This is a genomic window from Exiguobacterium sibiricum 7-3, from assembly GCF_000620865.1.
In the GTDB taxonomy this organism is placed as follows: Bacteria; Bacillota; Bacilli; order Exiguobacteriales; family Exiguobacteriaceae; genus Exiguobacterium_A; species Exiguobacterium_A sibiricum_A.
The window spans coordinates 576,098-594,395 of the sequence record NZ_KK211190.1 but is presented as its reverse complement, the minus strand read 5'-3'; the positions used below and the strand labels follow the sequence as shown (position 1 = coordinate 594,395).

At 48.3% G+C, this 18,298-nt stretch carries 18 protein-coding genes; 8 read left to right on the top strand and 10 right to left on the bottom strand.

What is annotated here, in order from left to right:
- Positions 1-33 precede the first annotated feature (33 nt).
- Positions 34-1,515 (top strand): N-acetylmuramoyl-L-alanine amidase, encoded by a 1,482-nt coding sequence (locus tag P402_RS0103930; RefSeq protein ID WP_026827516.1) that lies wholly within the window; start codon positions 34-36, stop codon positions 1,513-1,515.
- A 147-nt stretch (positions 1,516-1,662) separates the two neighbouring features.
- On the opposite strand, the gene pgmB is transcribed toward P402_RS0103930, so the two are convergent.
- Complete coding sequence (pgmB, locus tag P402_RS0103925) at positions 1,663-2,325, bottom strand: beta-phosphoglucomutase (protein WP_026827515.1); 663 nt, start codon at positions 2,323-2,325, stop codon at positions 1,663-1,665.
- A 276-nt stretch (positions 2,326-2,601) separates the two neighbouring features.
- Here pgmB and secA2 point away from each other — a divergent pair, with 276 nt between their 5' ends.
- Together secA2 and P402_RS0103915 are read left to right on the top strand one after the other, a co-directional pair.
- A complete protein-coding gene (gene secA2, locus P402_RS0103920) occupies positions 2,602-4,962 on the top strand; it encodes an accessory Sec system translocase SecA2 (protein WP_026827514.1) in 2,361 nt (786 codons plus the stop codon).
- Complete coding sequence (locus P402_RS0103915; RefSeq protein ID WP_026827513.1) at positions 4,946-5,704, top strand: SLAP domain-containing protein; 759 nt, start codon at positions 4,946-4,948, stop codon at positions 5,702-5,704. Before secA2 ends, P402_RS0103915 begins: the two co-directional genes overlap by 17 nt.
- A 50-nt stretch (positions 5,705-5,754) precedes the next feature.
- Here P402_RS0103915 and P402_RS0103910 read toward each other — a convergent pair whose 3' ends face one another.
- Together P402_RS0103910 and P402_RS0103905 are read right to left on the bottom strand one after the other, a co-directional pair.
- The gene (locus P402_RS0103910; protein WP_235188816.1) at positions 5,755-6,087 is read right to left on the bottom strand and encodes an Asp23/Gls24 family envelope stress response protein; all 333 of its coding nucleotides are present in this window, start codon (positions 6,085-6,087) and stop codon (positions 5,755-5,757) included.
- A 51-nt stretch (positions 6,088-6,138) separates the two neighbouring features.
- Positions 6,139-7,206, bottom strand: a complete 1,068-nt coding sequence (locus tag P402_RS0103905) for an acyltransferase family protein (RefSeq protein ID WP_026827511.1) — start codon at positions 7,204-7,206, stop codon at positions 6,139-6,141.
- A gap of 43 nt (positions 7,207-7,249) precedes the next feature.
- Here P402_RS0103905 and P402_RS0103900 point away from each other — a divergent pair, with 43 nt between their 5' ends.
- A complete protein-coding gene (locus P402_RS0103900) occupies positions 7,250-7,990 on the top strand; it encodes an SGNH/GDSL hydrolase family protein (protein ID WP_026827510.1) in 741 nt (246 codons plus the stop codon).
- 363 nt (positions 7,991-8,353) lie between these two features.
- On the top strand, positions 8,354-8,827 hold the full coding sequence (locus tag P402_RS0103890) for a hypothetical protein (protein WP_026827509.1): 474 nt from the start codon (positions 8,354-8,356) through the stop codon (positions 8,825-8,827).
- A 60-nt stretch (positions 8,828-8,887) separates the two neighbouring features.
- On the opposite strand, the gene P402_RS0103885 is transcribed toward P402_RS0103890, so the two are convergent.
- A complete protein-coding gene (locus P402_RS0103885) occupies positions 8,888-9,487 on the bottom strand; it encodes an alpha/beta hydrolase (RefSeq protein ID WP_026827508.1) in 600 nt (199 codons plus the stop codon).
- Entirely contained in the window at positions 9,484-10,422 is a 939-nt protein-coding gene (locus tag P402_RS0103880) for a ring-cleaving dioxygenase (protein WP_026827507.1), read from the bottom strand. The genes P402_RS0103885 and P402_RS0103880 overlap by 4 nt, the downstream gene beginning before the upstream one ends.
- 177 nt (positions 10,423-10,599) lie before the next feature.
- Between P402_RS0103880 and P402_RS0103875 the strand changes: the two genes are divergently transcribed.
- The 3 genes from P402_RS0103875 (at position 10,600) to P402_RS0103865 (ending at position 13,183) form a co-directional block, all read left to right on the top strand.
- Positions 10,600-11,493, top strand: a complete 894-nt coding sequence (locus P402_RS0103875) for an ABC transporter ATP-binding protein (RefSeq protein WP_026827506.1) — start codon at positions 10,600-10,602, stop codon at positions 11,491-11,493.
- Positions 11,483-12,685: an ABC transporter permease gene (locus tag P402_RS0103870; protein WP_026827505.1), complete on the top strand. Its 1,203-nt coding sequence runs from the start codon at positions 11,483-11,485 to the stop codon at positions 12,683-12,685. Before P402_RS0103875 ends, P402_RS0103870 begins: the two co-directional genes overlap by 11 nt.
- Positions 12,686-12,751: 66 nt before the next feature.
- Complete coding sequence (locus P402_RS0103865) at positions 12,752-13,183, top strand: hypothetical protein (RefSeq protein WP_026827504.1); 432 nt, start codon at positions 12,752-12,754, stop codon at positions 13,181-13,183.
- Between the two features lie 120 nt (positions 13,184-13,303).
- Here the strand turns inward: P402_RS0103865 and P402_RS0103860 are convergent, their stop codons facing one another.
- Genes P402_RS0103860 through P402_RS0103840 form a run of 5 tightly spaced genes read right to left on the bottom strand, consistent with a single transcriptional unit; the run spans position 13,304 to position 18,291 of the window.
- Positions 13,304-13,933: a helix-turn-helix domain-containing protein gene (locus P402_RS0103860; RefSeq protein WP_026827503.1), complete on the bottom strand. Its 630-nt coding sequence runs from the start codon at positions 13,931-13,933 to the stop codon at positions 13,304-13,306.
- Between the two features lie 25 nt (positions 13,934-13,958).
- Entirely contained in the window at positions 13,959-15,893 is a 1,935-nt protein-coding gene (locus tag P402_RS0103855; RefSeq protein WP_026827502.1) for an ABC transporter permease, read from the bottom strand.
- Positions 15,859-16,623: an ABC transporter ATP-binding protein gene (locus P402_RS0103850; RefSeq protein ID WP_026827501.1), complete on the bottom strand. Its 765-nt coding sequence runs from the start codon at positions 16,621-16,623 to the stop codon at positions 15,859-15,861. The genes P402_RS0103855 and P402_RS0103850 overlap by 35 nt, the downstream gene beginning before the upstream one ends.
- On the bottom strand, positions 16,616-17,608 hold the full coding sequence (locus P402_RS0103845; protein WP_026827500.1) for a sensor histidine kinase: 993 nt from the start codon (positions 17,606-17,608) through the stop codon (positions 16,616-16,618). Before P402_RS0103845 ends, P402_RS0103850 begins: the two co-directional genes overlap by 8 nt.
- Positions 17,605-18,291, bottom strand: a complete 687-nt coding sequence (locus tag P402_RS0103840; protein WP_026827499.1) for a response regulator transcription factor — start codon at positions 18,289-18,291, stop codon at positions 17,605-17,607. Before P402_RS0103840 ends, P402_RS0103845 begins: the two co-directional genes overlap by 4 nt.
- Positions 18,292-18,298: the final 7 nt, after the last annotated feature.

The following is an 18,298-nucleotide window of genomic DNA, read 5'->3' as shown; positions in this document are numbered from 1 at the left end:
ATTCATTCTACTTAAAAGGAGACTGGAAATTTAATGGACAAATTAACTAAAGCCTTAACATCGGCCCTGGTACTTTTTCTTCTGATCACCATCGCTTTTCCGTCCTCATTAGTATCGGCTGCATCTGGTATAACGTTTACGAAAACAACCTATCAAACAACAGATTTACTGAATTTGCGTTCGTCTGACTCGGTTTCTTCAAAAAAATTAACGACGATTCCAAAGAAGACGTCTCTGACATCCAACTACCGGATCGGTGAATGGTACCGTGTCACGCACAGCGGCAAAACCGGTTATGTGCTCGGTCAATACTTAACGAAAGTCGTCAGCGGAACGAAATTTGAAGAAACAAACTACCAGACGACGGATGCCTTATCGTTGCGTCAAGAAGCTTCGACGTCTTCAGCACGCCTCCTGACCATTCCGGTCAAGACGACGCTGACGTCGAGTTTCCGGGACGGCAATTGGTACAAAGTGACGTATAACAAACAAACCGGTTTTGTCTCCGGTGCCTATTTAAAGAAAGTGACGGCATCGTCGACAGCCTACACGACGACTGAACGGCTGAACTTCCGGAGTGCCCCGGCAACATCCGGTGCCTTATTGATGACGATTCCGAGCAATCAGGTCGTCCAGTCCCTATCCATCAGTTCCAACTGGCATAAAATCACTTACGGCGGGAAAACTGGATATGTCATGGGCACCTATTTGAAAAAAGGATCAGCTCCCTCGACTGTACCGTCTGCCGGAAATGCCGATTACAGTGGTGTCAAGATGTACGTCCTGATTGATTCCGGCAGCACCGTCGCGTTACGGGCATCCGCTTCCGTCCTCAGCGGACAACTCACGCGTCTCGGCCGCGGTACGCCGGTTCTCGTGACGAACAGTCTTCATAAGACACGTGGTTTTGTTGCTGTCCAAACACCTGACGGCCGACGCGGATATGTCGAAGCCACTTATTTGACGCTCTTCCAACCTAGTCCGTCTAATCGTCCATTGATCGTCCTCGATCCTGGACATGGTGCTTACGATCCCGGCGCCGTCCGGGCAGGGATTGCAGAACGGGACATCGTCTTATCTGTCGCGCGTCAAGTCGCCGGTCTTCTACAGGGAAAAGTCGATCTGACGCTGACGCGTTACACAAATGATTATTATCCGTCACTCGGGGACCGGAGTGCGATGGCGAATGCCTTGTCGACGTCACGGTTCGTCAGCATCCACATCAATGCTTCGAATGGCGCCAGTGCGTCCGGTGCGGAAAGTTACTACTATAAAGGAACGACTTCGGTTCAACTCGCACAGGCAATCCAGCAACGGTTGACAGCATACGCCGGTATGCGTGACCGCGGTGTCCAGTTTGCCAACTATGCCGTCATTCGCGGTACGCAGGCACCGGCCGTCCTGGCGGAACTCGGTTTCCTATCGAATGCGTCCGATCGTGCGAAACTGGCGGACCCTTCTTATCAGGCGCGTTACGCCCAGGCGATTGCCGACGGTATCCTCGCGACACTCTAAGTATTGTAAAAACGCTCCTTCCGTTTGTCGGAACGAGCGTTTTTTTATATGACAAAAGGACCGCTCAGGGAAGCGGTCCTTTTATACTCACATGAAAAGAGATTGATCAGATCAAACCATCTGCCATCAGGGAATGGCGGATGTTCATTAGCGACTAGCTAGAATCTGCTCAAGGGAAAGCAAATCCGTCGAATCGACACGATAGTCTGCCTCATGTAACGTCGTTTCCGGACCGACTCCGACAGCATACATACCCGCTGCATGAATGGCCGTAATTCCTGCTGCTGCATCTTCTACACCGATACAACGTTCAGGTGCGACATCAAGCGCCTCTGCTGCCCGTAAAAACACTTCAGGGTGTGGTTTCGACTGGGCAACGGTTGCCGCATCGACGATGTCATCAAAATAGTGTCGAACTCCAAGTGCCTCAACGACAGTCAACGCATTTTTAGAAGCTGACGCCATTCCGATTTTCAGCCCAGTCGCACGGATTTCATCAAGGAATGCAATGATTCCCGGCAGAAGATCCTGTTCTGAGATGTGTTGGATCAACGTGACGTAATGGTCATTCTTCTTCGTTGCGAGCGCAACCTTCTCTTGTTCCGTGAAAGCATCCTGCTTTCCGCCAAGTGTTAAAATCCGCTCCAGCGAATCGGTCCGACTGACGCCTTTCAGTGTTTCATTGAACTCCCGGTCGAACGGGATGTCCAGTTCCTCACCCAGTTGTTTCCAAGCCAGATAATGATACTCGGCTGTATCGGTAATTACGCCGTCCAAGTCAAAAATGACCGCTTCAATCGTTGGTGCCATTCGACATCCATCCTTTCATCCATCGTACATGAAAGACAAGAAACCGAATGATTTGCGCAAACGATTGCACTTGCCTCAAGAATTATTTTACCTGTTCCCTTCATCCTTTGCAAGCGTTATCAAAAAACAAATAAAAATGATTGACCTCCCCAAAAAGAAACCGTTTTCAATTCTAAGGGAATGTTTTACTTATTTCGTTCTTTACTATTCGTTTTACAATTTTTAACTGTTATAATAAAAACGAGTTTGACAGTCGAACCGAAGGAGTGACCAACTATGTTTCAGCGTGTTAAACAATTAATAGATGAACAGAGCCGCAGAATGCGTCGTTACGAAAAAACAGTTTTATTAATTAACAGCTTAGAAGCAGAAATGGAACAAAAAACGGATGAAGAATTAAGGCTTTTGACAGAATCCTTAAAAAATCGTCTCCAGGCCGGCGAGAAGATTGAAGCCATTACAGTGACCGCCTTCGCACTTGTTCGCGAAGCAAGCAAGCGGACACTCGGACTTCGTCATTATGATGTTCAGTTACTAGGTGGACTTGCCCTTCTCTCCGGACAAATCGCCGAAATGGCGACCGGTGAAGGAAAGACACTCGTCGCTTCACTTGCAAGTTTCACCCAGGCTTTGCACGGTCAAGGCGTCCATGTCATCACGGTCAACGAATACCTCGCCCGGCGTGATGCGGAACAGATCGGTCAGATCCACCGTTTCCTAGGTTTGACGGTCGGTATCAATTCAGCCGAACTGTCATTCGAAGAAAAACAACAGGCCTATGCGTCTGACATTACATACGGAGTCGGAACGGAATTCGGTTTCGATTACCTGCGCGACCATCTGGTCATGCGACAAGAAGATCGTCTGCAACGCCCCCTCCGCTTCGCCTTGATTGACGAAGTCGACAGCGTCTTGATTGACGAAGCAAAAACACCTCTCATCATGGCGGAACGCGATACGGTCCATGAAGGACTACAACAATTGGTTCGTCATGTCGTAAAAGACTTTAAAGAAGACGAAGACTATTCGTTCGATGAAGAAATCAAAGCAGTCGCTTTGACGGATCAAGGAATTGAGACGATCGAACGAATTTTTGGGATTGATCAGCTGTTTGCCGCTGAGCACGCCGTCCTGTTCCACTATGTCATCCAAGCACTTCGAGCCCACGTCGTTCTCCAAAGGGATGTCGATTACATCGTCAAGGACGACAAGATTGCGCTCGTCGACTTATTCACCGGCCGGTTGATGGAAGGACGAAGTTTATCGGACGGTCTCCATCAAGCCCTCGAGGCGAAGGAGCACGTCAGCGTGACCGAAGAAAACCGGACGACGGCGCAAATCACGATTCAGCATTACTTCCGCTTGTATCATCACGTGTGCGGGATGACCGGTACTGCTGCCACGTCTCGCGATGAATTTTTGAAGACTTACCGGATGGATGTTGTCTCAATTCCACCGAACCGTCCTAAAATTCGGATTGACGAAGCCGATATCCTATTCTTGACGAGTCCCGAGAAATATTCAGCTATTGCGGCAGCGACCGAAACGGCTCATTTGACGGGGCAACCCGTTTTAATCGGAACGACTTCCATTGAACAATCCTTAAAGGTTGCCGACGTCCTTGATCAACGTCAGATTCCCTACGAGATTTTGAATGCCAAGACCGTCGATCAAGAGATTCGGATCATCGAGTCTGCCGGCCGCCACGGTCGGGTGACGATTGCGACGAATATGGCAGGACGCGGAACGGATATCCTGCTTGATGATGCGGCGAAGGCACAAGGCGGCTTGTTCGTCATCGGTACGGAACGGCATGAGTCCGTCCGGATTGATAACCAGTTGCGTGGTCGGGCAGGACGCCAAGGAGATCCCGGTCTGACCAGGTTCTACCTGTCGCTTGAGGATGAACTGCCTCGACGCTTTGCACGTGAACGGTTAGAGCGCGTCAAAAAGAAACTCGGTCCTGTCAGCGGTCCGATCAGTACAAAAGAAGCTCAGCAACTGATGGCCTATGCGCAGGAAACGTGTGAATCCGTCAATCGCAGCGTCCGTGACGACCTCGTCCAACTTGAAGAGGTCATCAGCGAACAACGCCTTGCCATCTACCGTCTCCGCAATCAAATCGTTGATTCGACGACGCTTGATCAATTCGTTCAGCCATTTGCTGCCCGGACAGTCCACGCCTATCTCGATCAATACTTGACGGATGATCTCGTTCCGGAAGAGTGGCCGATTGAATTATTGACGACGGAACTGGAACAGCTGCTGCATCAATCTATCGGACTTCCCTTGGCCGACTCGATCGAGACCATCAAACAGCAAATGGAGCCGCTGATTAGTTCAGTCGATCAAAAAATGGCGTCGCAGATTGCCGAAGATGAAGAAACGGTACGACGTTTCATGTTACTTGCACTGGACGAACAGTGGACGAGTCATTTAACAGCGATGAACTCGCTTAAGGAAGGGATTCATTTACGCAGTTACGGTCAGGAACAGCCTGTCCGGATTTTTGAACGGGAAGGCATGGATTATTTCCGTTATGCAATCTTCAGTTTTGAAAAACAAGTCGTGTCTGGACTATGTCGTCTGGAAGAGACTACTTTGCAAGGAGGACTGCTTCATGCAACCGTCGATTGATTCTGACATTCAACCCGCGCTTTATTTTACCGAGGATATGCCGATCGTCAAAGAAGACGAGTACGTCTTTCGATACGCACTTAATCAGTTACCTAAACTTGGACAGGATCAGTTAGCCATCCATCTTTTTCAAGTATTACAAACCGAACCGTTGCATTTGATCGCTTTGTTCCAAAATACACTCGCGCGTTCTTTTCAGCTTAATGATCTTGTCGTCCTCGTTCTGTCAGGTGATCAGCTCGTCGCCAGGAAGACGTTTACGATCGAGGAAGTACCGGTCCTTCTTCCGACAGCGACCTTACCGCTTTGGCTCGAGTTTTCAGATGAAGAGCAGTTCGTCGATTTGTCGACATTGGATGCTCCGCTCGAGCTCGTCTTCTCGAATGAACAGTTAACGGATCTCGTGATTGATGATTCGTTCACTGCTCCGGAACAGCGCTTGATTCGACAAATCGCTTTCTCTCACCCTGCCCCGCCGACAGATGGTTGGTCACTGTTGCCGGTCTCGATTTTCAAGCAGGAACAGAGCGTCGAGGCAATCGTTCTCGTTCGCAATCCGAGTGGACAGTCTCTTGAACTCGACTTCCTCTCGTTTGAGTTGCTGCTTGGTGGTCAAGCGGTCGCCGCAACCCGGCATGCCTCGGTGACCGTGTCGCCGCAAAGTGAACAAGCAATCCGTCTGCGCTTTGAATACACAGCACATCCGAGTGATTCATTGTCTTTACGGTACCTGCCGGAATGATTTCCTCAAAAAAATGGACTTCTCGTCAATGACGAGAAGTCCATTTTTGATTATCCTTTTAATAAACCGATTACACGCACGTTAATGGCTTTCGGTTGGAATGCCAACATGTTCTCCATATCTTGCGCAATCCGTTCCTGTACTTTTCCTGCCGTCTTGATGATCGACATCCCGTATTTGATATGAACCGAAAGACTGACCGTAATCGCACCGTCAACATCCTCGACCTTCACGAGTTTGACCATCTGTTTTTCCTGTAACTTCGAATCGTCTTGTGTAAAGGCAATCCCTTCGGTTTCTTGAACTGCTACCCCGGCAATCACTTCAATGACTTGTTGGGAAACGTTTACGACACCATCCGCATTGTTTAAGTTATATGACATACTTTCCACGCCCTTCATCTATTAATCGCTCTACCTTAAATTGTATAGCATTTAACCTTTTTTTGAAAGGTCTTGTCGTTCTTCGACGATTGGACGGATATCGATTTCAATCAGCGGACGCATCAGACGGACGACGAACGGATGGATAATCACGCCGACAATCAGCAAGGCAACACCGATGACGATGAGCAAGGCGAGCCAGGTTTGCGGCACGAAGGCTGTTGTCACGTATTGCCGCCATGCCATGACGAAGAAGACATGCAGCAGGTAGACATACAAGCTGAGCTCACCCGCCCGTGTCACGAGCGGCAGACGACGCATCGGAACGAGCATCATGAATCCAAGTGATGCTGTAATCGACAGGAAGTAGATGACACTGTGCTTCAACACTCCAATCCAAGCATCACTGTCATACTGTTCGACATACGGGAAGCGGTGTTTGAATGCATTCGCTAAAGCGACGATTTCTTGCGGCGTATCGCGCCATGCTTCATAAAGAAGGAAACCGATGACACTTGCGAATGCCAGTCCGCCAATTAACCGGACATTCATTCTCCGTTTGAAGTTTTTCGGCATCTCGAAAATCCGGATGAACTCATGTTCCGACAAGTAATTCCCGAGCAGGAAGTATGGATAGAACATGATCAATTTACGTAAGGCCAAAAAGCCTGTGTTTTCGAGTTCAAAGCCGTACAATAAAGCAAAGGCGAGTCCGAACCAGACATAACCGCGTAAATGGACGACATACGGTGTGACGATATACCAGACGACCATGACGAATAAATACCAGAGTGCCCAGTAGGGACGTAGCAGATGTGTTCCGAGATTTTGTCCGGACAACAACGGCAATCCTTCTCCAAACGTTGCCCATGAACCAATCAAAATTTGCCAGACACAATAGACGGCAAACAGTTGAATAACACGCAAGTACTTGTTTTCACGGAAAAAGTAGCCGCTTAAAATAATAAATAATGGCATGTGAAACGAATAAATGATCAAGTACACCGTTTCGAGTAATTTTCCATCGTAATCAAACCGTAAATCCGTCAGCATATGGCCAATCACTACGAAAATGACAAGGAATCCTTTGATATTATCAAACCACGGATTTCGATTCATGTTACACTACCCCTTATACTCCCTCGAAAGGAACGATTGTTTTATGAAAAAAGCACTAGTCATTCTCTCGGTCGTCGCAAACGTCGTCCTCCTCGCCTTATTGCTCGGACGCAAACCGATCGAGCTATTCGAGCAGGCCTTTCCTGCGACGAACACACAACCCATCACGACATTCCAATATACGAAAAATCCGAACTACGTCCGTTTGAATAGTCTCTTTCATACTTATCAATACCCAAAATCACCGAATTCTGTCATGCTCGGTGACTCGATGACGAATTTTGGTGATTGGCGGATCCTGCTCAATGATCCGACGATTGTCAATTTCGGGATTCCCGGTGATACGACGGAAGGATTTTTGACGCGGCTTGACCTGATTGTCGAGATGCAACCCAAACGTGTTTTCTTGATGGGTGGCATCAATGACATCCGTCACTTCACCCCGATTCCGACGATTACGGAAAACATGACGACGATCGTGACGACACTGCGAAAAAATAACATTGATGTCGTCATTCAGTCAACGTTACCCGTCGCACCAAAATATTCCGATTCGGTTCGCGTCAATCGTGACGTCGAAGCCTTGAACCGAAATCTTGAACAGCTTGCAGAATCTGCCGATATTCCCTTTGTTGATTTACGACCGGAGTTGACGAATCAGCAAGGTTATCTTCAAAACCGGATGACGTACGACGGTCTTCATTTGGTCGGTGGCGGCTACCTGCGATGGAGCGACGCTTTAAAACCGTTTGCGGAACGGATTCAGATTACGGAAAACAAATAAAAGGCAGTCGAAAAAAGGAGATTCCGATTTTTACGGAATCTCCTTTTTCGACGTTCATCTACGCGGTGACAGGCACCGTGTTATCAGTCTTCCTGGTTTTTAACACCCATATACGCGGCGACGCTCGATGCTGAAAATACAGCGATTGCGACGATACCGACTGCAATCCATACGACTTGATCCATCATTTCTCCCCCTTGTATGTAACCGTTCACTTTCTTTTTTTAGCGTACACGAAATTCGTCAAGAAAGAAACACATTTTCTATGTCTAACGACTAGACGTTTCGGGAAAAAGTAACTATAGTAGAAGGACAACTATAAATTGTCAGAAAATTCGATTATTTAACAAGGAGGTGATTCTGATGTCAACCCCAATCCTGAAACCCCGACTTCAGATCAAGCAACAACAACGAAGTATAGTCAACTTTAGTTATTGGTTCGTCATCGGTCTCATTGGATGGATGATGCTCAGTTTCGTAACTGGACTTCGAGACCGACTAGCAAACCTTCCCATCTACGAAAGCGTACCGCTTATGTTAGCTGTTCTCCTGGTAACCGGTGTTGTCCTGAAAATGGCCCGGGATGAATGGTGGATCCGGTATCTCAATCGTCAAACTCAATTTTACATCGGTCATGAAACGGTCGTGACCTGGTGCCTCATCATCGACAGCATGTGGTTAATCCGTAAACCGATGCGCCGCGAACTCCGTCATCTCTATCGACACATCACCCAAACGAAAGCATCACCAGAAGCCATCGAGACACTTGCAAACGAGCTTGTCGAACGTGGTATCCTCATCGTCTATTCCCGTCCTAAGAGCGACCATCCTGCTTGAACACAAAAAAAGCATGGAATGCCAGGACAGATTCCTGAATCCCATGCTTTTTTTGTGTTGTTATTTTTGAGCGATCCAGCTTGCTGCTGCTTCGATGGTCGGCATGACGAGCTGATGACCGTGGTTCGACCAGGTCACATCGACCGTAGCCCCCGCCTGTTCGAAAATCTCTTTTAAGTCTTCCGTTTCCGAAGCCGGGCAAATCGGATCATTGGTTCCAGCCCCGATAAAGATTCGCATCTGCGACGAATCTGGTAACGTCACGCCGCGACGCGGTACCATCGGATGAAGCAAGATCGCCTGTTCAAACAACCGTTCTTCGAACATCATGTTCGCCGCGATGTTCGCACCGTTCGAATAACCGACCGGGATGACGTCTTGAAGGGAAAAGTCATTTGTCCGGCTCATCTCTTTCACGAACTCAATCAAACGGGCTGTCCGAAGGGCAAGATCTGCTTCATCAAAGACCCCTTCCGCCAATCGTTTGAAGAATCGGGGCATCCCGTTTTCCGTCACCTCACCCCGGACCGACAGATAACCGGCCTCCGGATCGAGGAGTCGGACGAGTCCGACTAAATCCTGTTCGGTCCCGCCTGTTCCGTGTAATAAAAGAAAGATAGGTGCGCCTGGTCGTTTAGCCGGTTCAAATAAATGAATCATATGAGTCTCCCCTTTGGTAGTGTGATGGGTGCGACATGTCCTTCGATTGTCGCCCGGTGTGCTTCAAATTGTTCCGGTAATTTTAAGTCTTCTCCAAGTACCTCGAACGCTTCATCGACCGTAAATCCCGGATTGTCAGTCGCAATTTCATGCAGAATCCGTCCCCGGTCATGGAAGTAGATCGATGTAAAGTAATTCCGGTCCTTCACTTCCGTCGTCATCAATCCGAATGTATTGATTTGTTTCATCCAGTCCAGTTGTTGTGCCTGATCGTCGGCCCGCCATGCAATATGATGGACTGTCCCGGCACCCGGACGGCCAGCCGATACGTTCGTATGCAAAATATCGATGGTATTGCCGAAGTCGCCTTCCGCTTCATAACGATCCATCGTCTCGGAACGTTTCGCAATCGTTAATCCGAACGCTTCCGTCAAGAGACGTGCCGTATCTGCCGGATCGTGCGACAACAAGGTCGCACCGGCAAATCCTTTGATGGCGACGTCCGTTGATATCCCGTCGATTTCGAAGCGGCTGTTTGCTCCTTTGCTTCGTTCGACCAGTTCAATCTGTAATCCGTGCGGATCTTGGAAGGCGAGTTGTTTTTCTCCGAAGCGTTCTGCTTCTTCGAAAGTCACCTGTTTTTCAGTTAAACGATTTTTCCAAAAGTCATAACTACCTGTCGGAATGGCATATGCCGTCGTACCGACTTGCCCCGCCCCGACTTGCCCTTGCTGAATGCCTTCAAACGGGAAGAAGGTGATGATCGTTCCGGGTGCACCCGATTCATTGCCAAAATAAAAGTGATAAGTTCCCGGATCATCAAAGTTGACCGTTTTCTTGACGAATCGTAATCCGAGCGTCGTGCCGTAAAAATCGAGATTTTCCTGTGGATTACCGACCATTGCCGTAATATGATGAATGCCTTTTGTTTTCATATGCGTTCACGCCCCCTTCTCTTCATTTCCTTTAACACAATAATAGTAACTAATTTACTAAAAGTAAACAATTATGCTTGAGTCATCGTTTTGGAACCTTTTTCCCATTTTCTCGTAAAGACAATAGACACTTGAACTTGATTATGTATTTCATTTGAATGAAGGAGGACTGATTCCATGCTTGAAATTAAAGCCATCACCAAACGATTTGGTGCGTTCACAGCCGTCGATGATTTATCATTCGAAGTACCGGAAGGACAGATTTTCGGATTACTCGGAGCAAACGGTGCCGGAAAAACAACGACGTTCCGGATGTTACTCGGTTTATTACAACCGACGGAAGGATCCATCACCTGGAAAGGACAACCGATTCCTTTATCTAAAATCGGTTATCTTCCCGAAGAACGCGGATTATACCCGAAAATCCGTGTCGATGAACAATTGATTTTTTTAGCCGAACTACGTGATATGAAACGAAAAGATGCCAAACACTCTTTACTCGAATGGCTCAACTACTTCCAAATCCCACAGTATGAAAAGATGCGCGTCGAACAATTATCGAAAGGAAATCAACAGAAGATCCAGTTGATTTCTGCCGTCCTACATAAACCTGACTTGCTGATTTTAGATGAACCATTCAGCGGACTCGATCCCGTCAATGTCGAACAACTGAAAAAAGCGGTTCGGAAACTGACGGCAGAAGGCACGACCATCGTCTTCTCAAGCCACCGGATGGATCATGTCGAAGAACTGTGCGAACACGTCGCCATTCTCGATCACGGGAAACCGGTCGTCGCCGGTTATCTTCCGGAGATCAAGGCAGGATACGGCAAGACACGTGTTTTGTTGACGACGGATGCGCCTGCCCTGCTTTGGGATGCGTTGCCGGGCATCCTTCAAGTCGAATCGGACGGAACCGGTCACAGTTTACAAGTCGAATCAAAAGAAGCTGCCGACTCCCTGCTCCGTCATTTGATTACAAAAGGATTCCATGTCGAACGATTCGTTTGGGATCAATTATCCCTGCAAGACATCTTCATCGAGGAGGTTGGAAAACGTTATGAACCGTAAATTCCTGACATTGTATCGTTTTAGTCTGTTTCAAAAATTACGGGCGAAAAGTTTTCTCATCTCGACCGTCCTGATGATTGTGTTCCTCGTCGGATTCAGCAACATCGAGCGGATCATCGACTGGTTCTCAGGAGACGATCCGAAAATCGCAGTCGTCAGCTCCCTCGAGGCTCCAATCATTCCTGTCTTAAAAGAGGTCGGCATCAAAACAAAGATCACCGAAAAAGACTATTCCCTGAAACAGGCACGACAAGTCGTTGACAAAGGAACGTATGACGCAGTCGCCTTATTGTCTGATGATCCGTACCGGGTGACGTTAATCAGTGCTAGTCCAGAACAGGAGTTGCAGACACAATTGTCTACTGCTTTAAAACAAGTCCGCGACCAGACGATCATCACTAAAGCCGATGTCGATCCGGCATTACTTGCTTCGCTTGCCGCTCCGATCGACGTTAAACAGGAATTGACATCGACCGGCGGTAAAAGCGAGGACGAATTATTCGCTGCGTCTGCTCTCGTCTATGTGTTGCTGTTCCTGATGTACTTTACGATTGCCATCTACGGCGGCATGATCGTGACGGAAATCGCCAATGAAAAATCATCACGTGTCATGGAATTGTTGATTTCTGCTGCCAGTCCGATTCAGCATATGTTGGCGAAAATCACATCGATTGCCACCGTCAGCCTGATTCAATTGTCGTTACTCGTCGGAGTCGGCTATTACAGTGCCCAAAGCAGCAGTCTGTTTGATCAGCTGTCGCTTGATTCGCTGAGCGTCAAGACGATTGTTTATCTGTTCGTCTTTTTCTTACTCGGTTATCTGCTGTATGCGACGCTCCTCGCTGCACTCGGTTCGCTCGTCAGTCGGGTTGAAGATGCCCAACAGGTCACCTTGCCGGTCATCATGTTGATTGTCGCCGCTTTCACGGTATCGATTTTCAGTTTGAATGCTCCCACGAACCAGGCAGTCGTCATCCTGTCATTCGTGCCGTTCTTTACCCCGATGTTGATGTTCTTGCGCGTCATGCTGACGGAAGTCCCGGTCTGGCAAGTTGCTTTATCCCTCATCCTGATGGGGATCAGTATCGCACTCGCTCTGTTTGTCGGAACACGATTCTATCGCGGGGGTGTCCTCTTTTATGGATCAAATCCGTTGAAGCAACTGCGTCGTATTTTAGGTGGACGCCAGTAGTAGTTTACAAGACGAACCGTTTCCGCTATCGTTAGGTGAGAAAAAGCCTTGAGGAGGAATTACGTTATGCGGTCTCGTTTTTGGGCAGCGATTTTATTCACAGCTGCCGCCATCGTCTCGTCCCTTGTCATGTTCACGAAATTTCCACAAGCAAGTGAGACATGGAAGCTGGTCCTCGCTTACGGCGGAGTGACATTCATCGTCAGTTTATTTTATTGGTCTTTCGTCGCTGTACGCGTCCAGTCCTCTCGTTTATACGGTAGTTGGATCGGCGTTTTTATCGGCGGAACGACGGTGTTACTCGTTTGTGTCGCTCGTTTCCTGATTCGCGGAGACTTCATGATGATTTTAAAATGGCAGGCCATGCTTGGTAGTCTGACTTTAAACTTCGGTTATGTCGGCTGGGTGCTTGTCATCGCCAATGCCCTCATCGGTTTCTTGATTGGACGGACACGACAAAAAGGACGCCGGTCACCACGTCCTGCGCCACAGCGTTAATCCATTTAAAAGTTAATCCATCTAAAAACAGAACTGACTTGAACGTCAGTGTTCATACAAACGAGGAAGACGGATATTACATCCGCCTTCCTCGTTTGTTTATCTTTCCATTCGAATCGTTTACTTCCGGTGATAACGTGCCCGGTCAACTGATTGACTGAACTTCGTATAACAATCGGTTGCTGTCGTCTCGGTTTCTTCCGTCAGACGGTTGAGGTATTCATCGAGTTGAAGCATCGTCGGGAGTTTGTCCGCAAACAGTTCGAACGTCTCGGTCGCCTCTTCCCGTTGCAATTCCCCCGCCTCCATGACTGCTTCCACTAATTCGTGAAAAATCCGCTGTTCCGTCGCATTCATCGTCTGTTCAATCCGTTTGACGTCTTCGTCATACATTAAATCGAACAGGCGCATCCGTTCTTCCAGTTGTTGTTCAATCATCGTTTCGTCTTGTCCCATCGTCTGTTCATACGCCAATCGCATTTCTTCGAGCGGCGTTCTTTCCTGCATGACGAACTTCAAGGACTCCCCGGTCCAGATGTGTCGTGCCAAGTAACTGGAGTCGATATGCAGGGCCTCCGCCAAAGATTCGATATACGCTTTCGTTGGATAGACTTCGCTGAGTTCCGTACGACGAATAAAATAGGGTGCAACCCCAAGATTTCCCGCCAACTGGTCGATTGAAATTCCGGCACGTTCTCGTAAGATTCGGATGCGGTCACCGTATCCCCGGTAAGGTGAATGGTCCAGCATGTTATCCCTCCTCGCTATGCTATTATCATACCCTTGAATCGGGTATCGGATACATCGAACTTTCGCACGATTTTTTCAGCAGATGCCGCGGATAGCGGACCCATAAAGGCAAGATACTGATGAAATAACAGCAGGTGACGATTCCGATCCAAACAAAGGACAAAGGAAGAAATGGACCGATTTTCAGTCCCTCTTCCGATAAGATGACCTGAAAGAGCAACCAGGCATGGAAGATGGAAATGAAGTATGGGACCATCAAAACGGTACCGTATTTCACGAACAGGAACCGACGGATACTCCGTTTACTGAAACCGAGTGCAAATAACGTCTTTAAGCGTTTTTGTTCACGTTCTGCCGTCATCTGCATCCAGACGTGCAAGAAACTTGCGTTGATGACAAACAGCCAGATCGTCAACAGGATGACGACAAACGAGACCAGGCGGATGATGCGAATCCCGTCCAGTTTGTCTTCCGTCTCATTGATTATCTGGTACGGAACCGGAGTTTTTTTGCCGAGCTCTGCTTTGGACTGAATTTCCCGGACAATCGACATCCAACGGGTCCAGCGGTCCGTCCCGTAATCGGCATACGATGGTGTATCAAAGACCCGGATATGGAATACTGGACGATCCATCATGGCAAAAGCACGGTCACTGACGACGAATAGTGTTTCAATCCGGTCATTGTATCCGAATAACAGACGATGTTCCGCCATCGGTTCAAGTTGGTAGCCGGCTTGCTTCATCTCGGCTTTTGCTTTTTGCATCGTCGGTGTCACTTCCTTGACTTGAACCGGACGGGCCGGAATCATGAAGGTCTGTTTGTCCGTCAACAGCGTCCGTTGCTCGTGACCTAGATGCTTCATCAGTTCGTTATAATCCGATAACGGAATCATGTACCGGGTCTTGACTCCTTTGAGCCGGACATCCTGCCGGTATTTGTCCGGAAACGTTTTTACCATCGTCCGTTCCAGTTTTTCCAGACGCTCGGACGGGACGGCAACTTCTTCGTAATAGACCAGTCCGAATTGATTGTTCGACGAGAGATCAAATCCGATCAGCTGAAAGATAAAGACGAGACCGACGGCCGTCAACGCACAGGAGGTCAAGATTGTCCCCAGCGCGACCAGCGTACTGTTCGTCTTTAACTGAATCGCGATTTCCGAGACGATTAACTTTCGTAACGACAACCGTCGCGGACGATACAGTTTGAGTACCATCGGGATGACATGACGACAGAAAAAGAACGAGCCGACGAAGATGATGAAAGGAAAGAAGAGCAGAAAGATATCTTGTTGTGTCAGCGCCATGAAATATCCATAAAAGAGGATGAGCACTGCCACTCCCTGCATCGTAAGACCAAAGCGGATCCGAAAGCGCGAATGGGACCGGACAGGACGGTCTGGACGGAATTTATAAATCGCGAGGACTGTCGCAATCAACAGTGTCAGTAGTGCACCTGCGATCAATACTAAAAAGGAGGTGATAGAAATCTCAATCGTCAGCCGCGGTAAGAACATGACTTTTTCAATCGAGAGTAACATCAGTTTCGTCAGGACAACCCCCAGCGTGATGCCGCCCGTAATGGCCAAACCACCAACAATCAGGATTTCAATCATAAAATATTTTAAAAAATGGGAAAAGCCGCTTCCGAGCGTCCGCATAATCCGTAAATCATTTTTCCGGTGTTCGAGCATCGTATACGTCGTCGAATAAATAAACAGGATACTAAAAAATAAGATGATGACTTCAGCAATGAACACAAATACCATCGTCAGTTCGATGACCTGATTCAGTTGGCTTAAGACTTTGGCGATATTCTGAAACGATTCGCTGACGACGAGATTCCAGTAACTCGTCGCAATCGTCATCGCGACGATGATCGTCAATGCGTATCCGTAGTAGAGACGCTGATACCGCTTGATGTTACGTAGGGCGTATTGCAGATAAGTGATGTTCATCCCCTCCTAATAACGAGAGCGACTCAATGACACGCTGAAAGAACACCCGGCGTGGTTCATCCCGGAACAATTCCGTCTGAATGCTGCCGTCTTTCAGGAACAGGACGTGATTACAATACGATGCCACTGTCGGATCATGAGTGACGATGACCATTGTCATACCTGCAGCATTCAATTCCGCCAGTAACTCCATGACGTGTTTCGTCGCCTGAAAATCAAGAGCCCCCGTCGGTTCGTCCGCGAGCATCAGACGCGGCGCGTGAATCAGGGCGCGCCCGATTGCTGTCCGTTGCCGTTGCCCGCCGGACACTTCATCGACTTGTTTATCGAGCAATTCATCAATCTGCAACCGTTTCGCGAGATGTTGCATCTCTTCCCGGGCTTCCTTCGTTTTTTTACCGCTGAGCATCAAGGGGACGAGCATATTTTCAGCCACCGTCAACGAATCCAGCAGATTGAACTCCTGAAAGATGATCCCGAGCGTCTCACGCCGAAAGCGGGTTGTCTCTTTCCGTTTGAACGTTGCCGTATCAATACCTTCAATCAAGATGGATCCCCAACTTGGTTGATCGAGCGTCGCCAGCAGATTGATCAAGGTTGATTTCCCACTGCCGGATGGTCCCATGACGGCGACCATTTCCCCTTCTTCGACCCGGAAATTGATATCCGTCAACGGTTGTTCCGTCACTTTTCCGGGATAGACTTTTCCTAACTGTTTGACTTCAATCATCTTGTTTCCCTCCTACAAGCGTGAGACGACAGGTCGTTCCAACACCTTCCGTGCTGTCGAGTTCAATCGTATGTCCGAGCTTTAGACAAATCTGACTGACGAAGTACAGTCCCATCCCGGTCGATTCTCCGTAGCGTCGTCCATTTTCGCCCGTGAAAAACGCATTGAAGACACGCGGAACGTCGCGTTTCGGAATCCCGACACCATCGTCTTCAATCGTCAACACGATTTTTCCGGATTGTTCGACCGCCCGGATGTAGACTTCGTGACCATGACCGGTCGTATATTTAACGGCATTCGTTATCAATTGCAACACTAAAAAACGGAACCATTTCGAATCGGTATAGATGTAAAGATCAGCTGAAAGCTCAAGCTTCGGATAGACTTTGTTTTTGACGAATAGCCGTTTTTCCTGATTGATGATGCTCGTCACTAACGTCCGAAGATTTAAACGCTCCGCCTTCAAGTCCGTTTCAATCGCTTCGAGACGCGACGAATACAGCATCTGATCCAGTCCGATTCGCATCCGGTCGACTTCATGGCGTAAGTCCGCCTGAAACTGTTCCCCTGGATGTTCGAGAATCAATTCGATGACCGAAAGCGGCGTCTTCATTTGATGGATCCATTGATCGACATACCGGTGTCGTTCTTTTTCTTTCCGCCGCTCCGCAAACAGACTGTTCCGAAAGACAGTCTGCTGCCGTTCTAAAAAGTGCTCGACGGCTGCCGCAAGCGGTTCGTCGCTGTCCGCCCGGATTGGTTCGGCGACCGATTGAATCGGCGTCTGCAAGCGTTTGAGCAACGGCAACATACTAAAGAAGCGGTAACTTAAATAAATCAGCAAGGCGATTGCATTTAAGAGAGCGATGTAAAAAAAGGCAGCTGGACGATAGAGGTCATATAACCATAAGATGAGGAACAGGGCTACCATCTGTCCGCTGAAGAAAAGAATACCCGGAATCGTATGTCTGAAAAAAAGTCTCATTTGTCCAAGACCAGTTTGTAGCCGACTCCCCGGACAGTTTCCAGTCCGCCGATTCCGATTTCCGCCAATCGTTTCCGTACACGGGTAATGTTGACATTCAGCGTATTTTCATCGACGAACGCTTCATCATCCCAAATCCGTTCCAGCAAGTCACCCCGACTGACAATGCGTGGACTCACCGTCAACAACATCTCTAAAATCAATCCTTCTTTTTTGGACAGCTCAATCGACCGTTCTTCATATTCGACGATATAGCGATCCAAATACAACGTAAGACCGGCACGGCTGACCGTCCGCTCGTCACTTTCCTGGGACAGTGTCCCGTAAGCACGTCGAATCTGACTTTTGATTTTCGCAATGACGACGGCTCCCTGGAATGGTTTGACGATATAGTCATCTGCTCCATATTCGAGTGCCATGACTTGATCCATCTCTCCGACACGAGCCGAGATGAACAGAATCGGCGCCCGCGTCTTCATCCGGAGCTGACGGCACCAATAAAACCCGTCAAACTTCGGCAGGTTGACATCCAGCAGGATGACATCCGGTTGTGTTTCTTCGAATCGAGCGACGACATCTCCTAATCCATCTTCGTGAATGACATTAAAATCGTACCGTTCCAACAGTTCTTTTAATAACAGCGCAATCTGTTGATCGTCTTCGACTAATAAAATTGTTTCCATCTGCAGA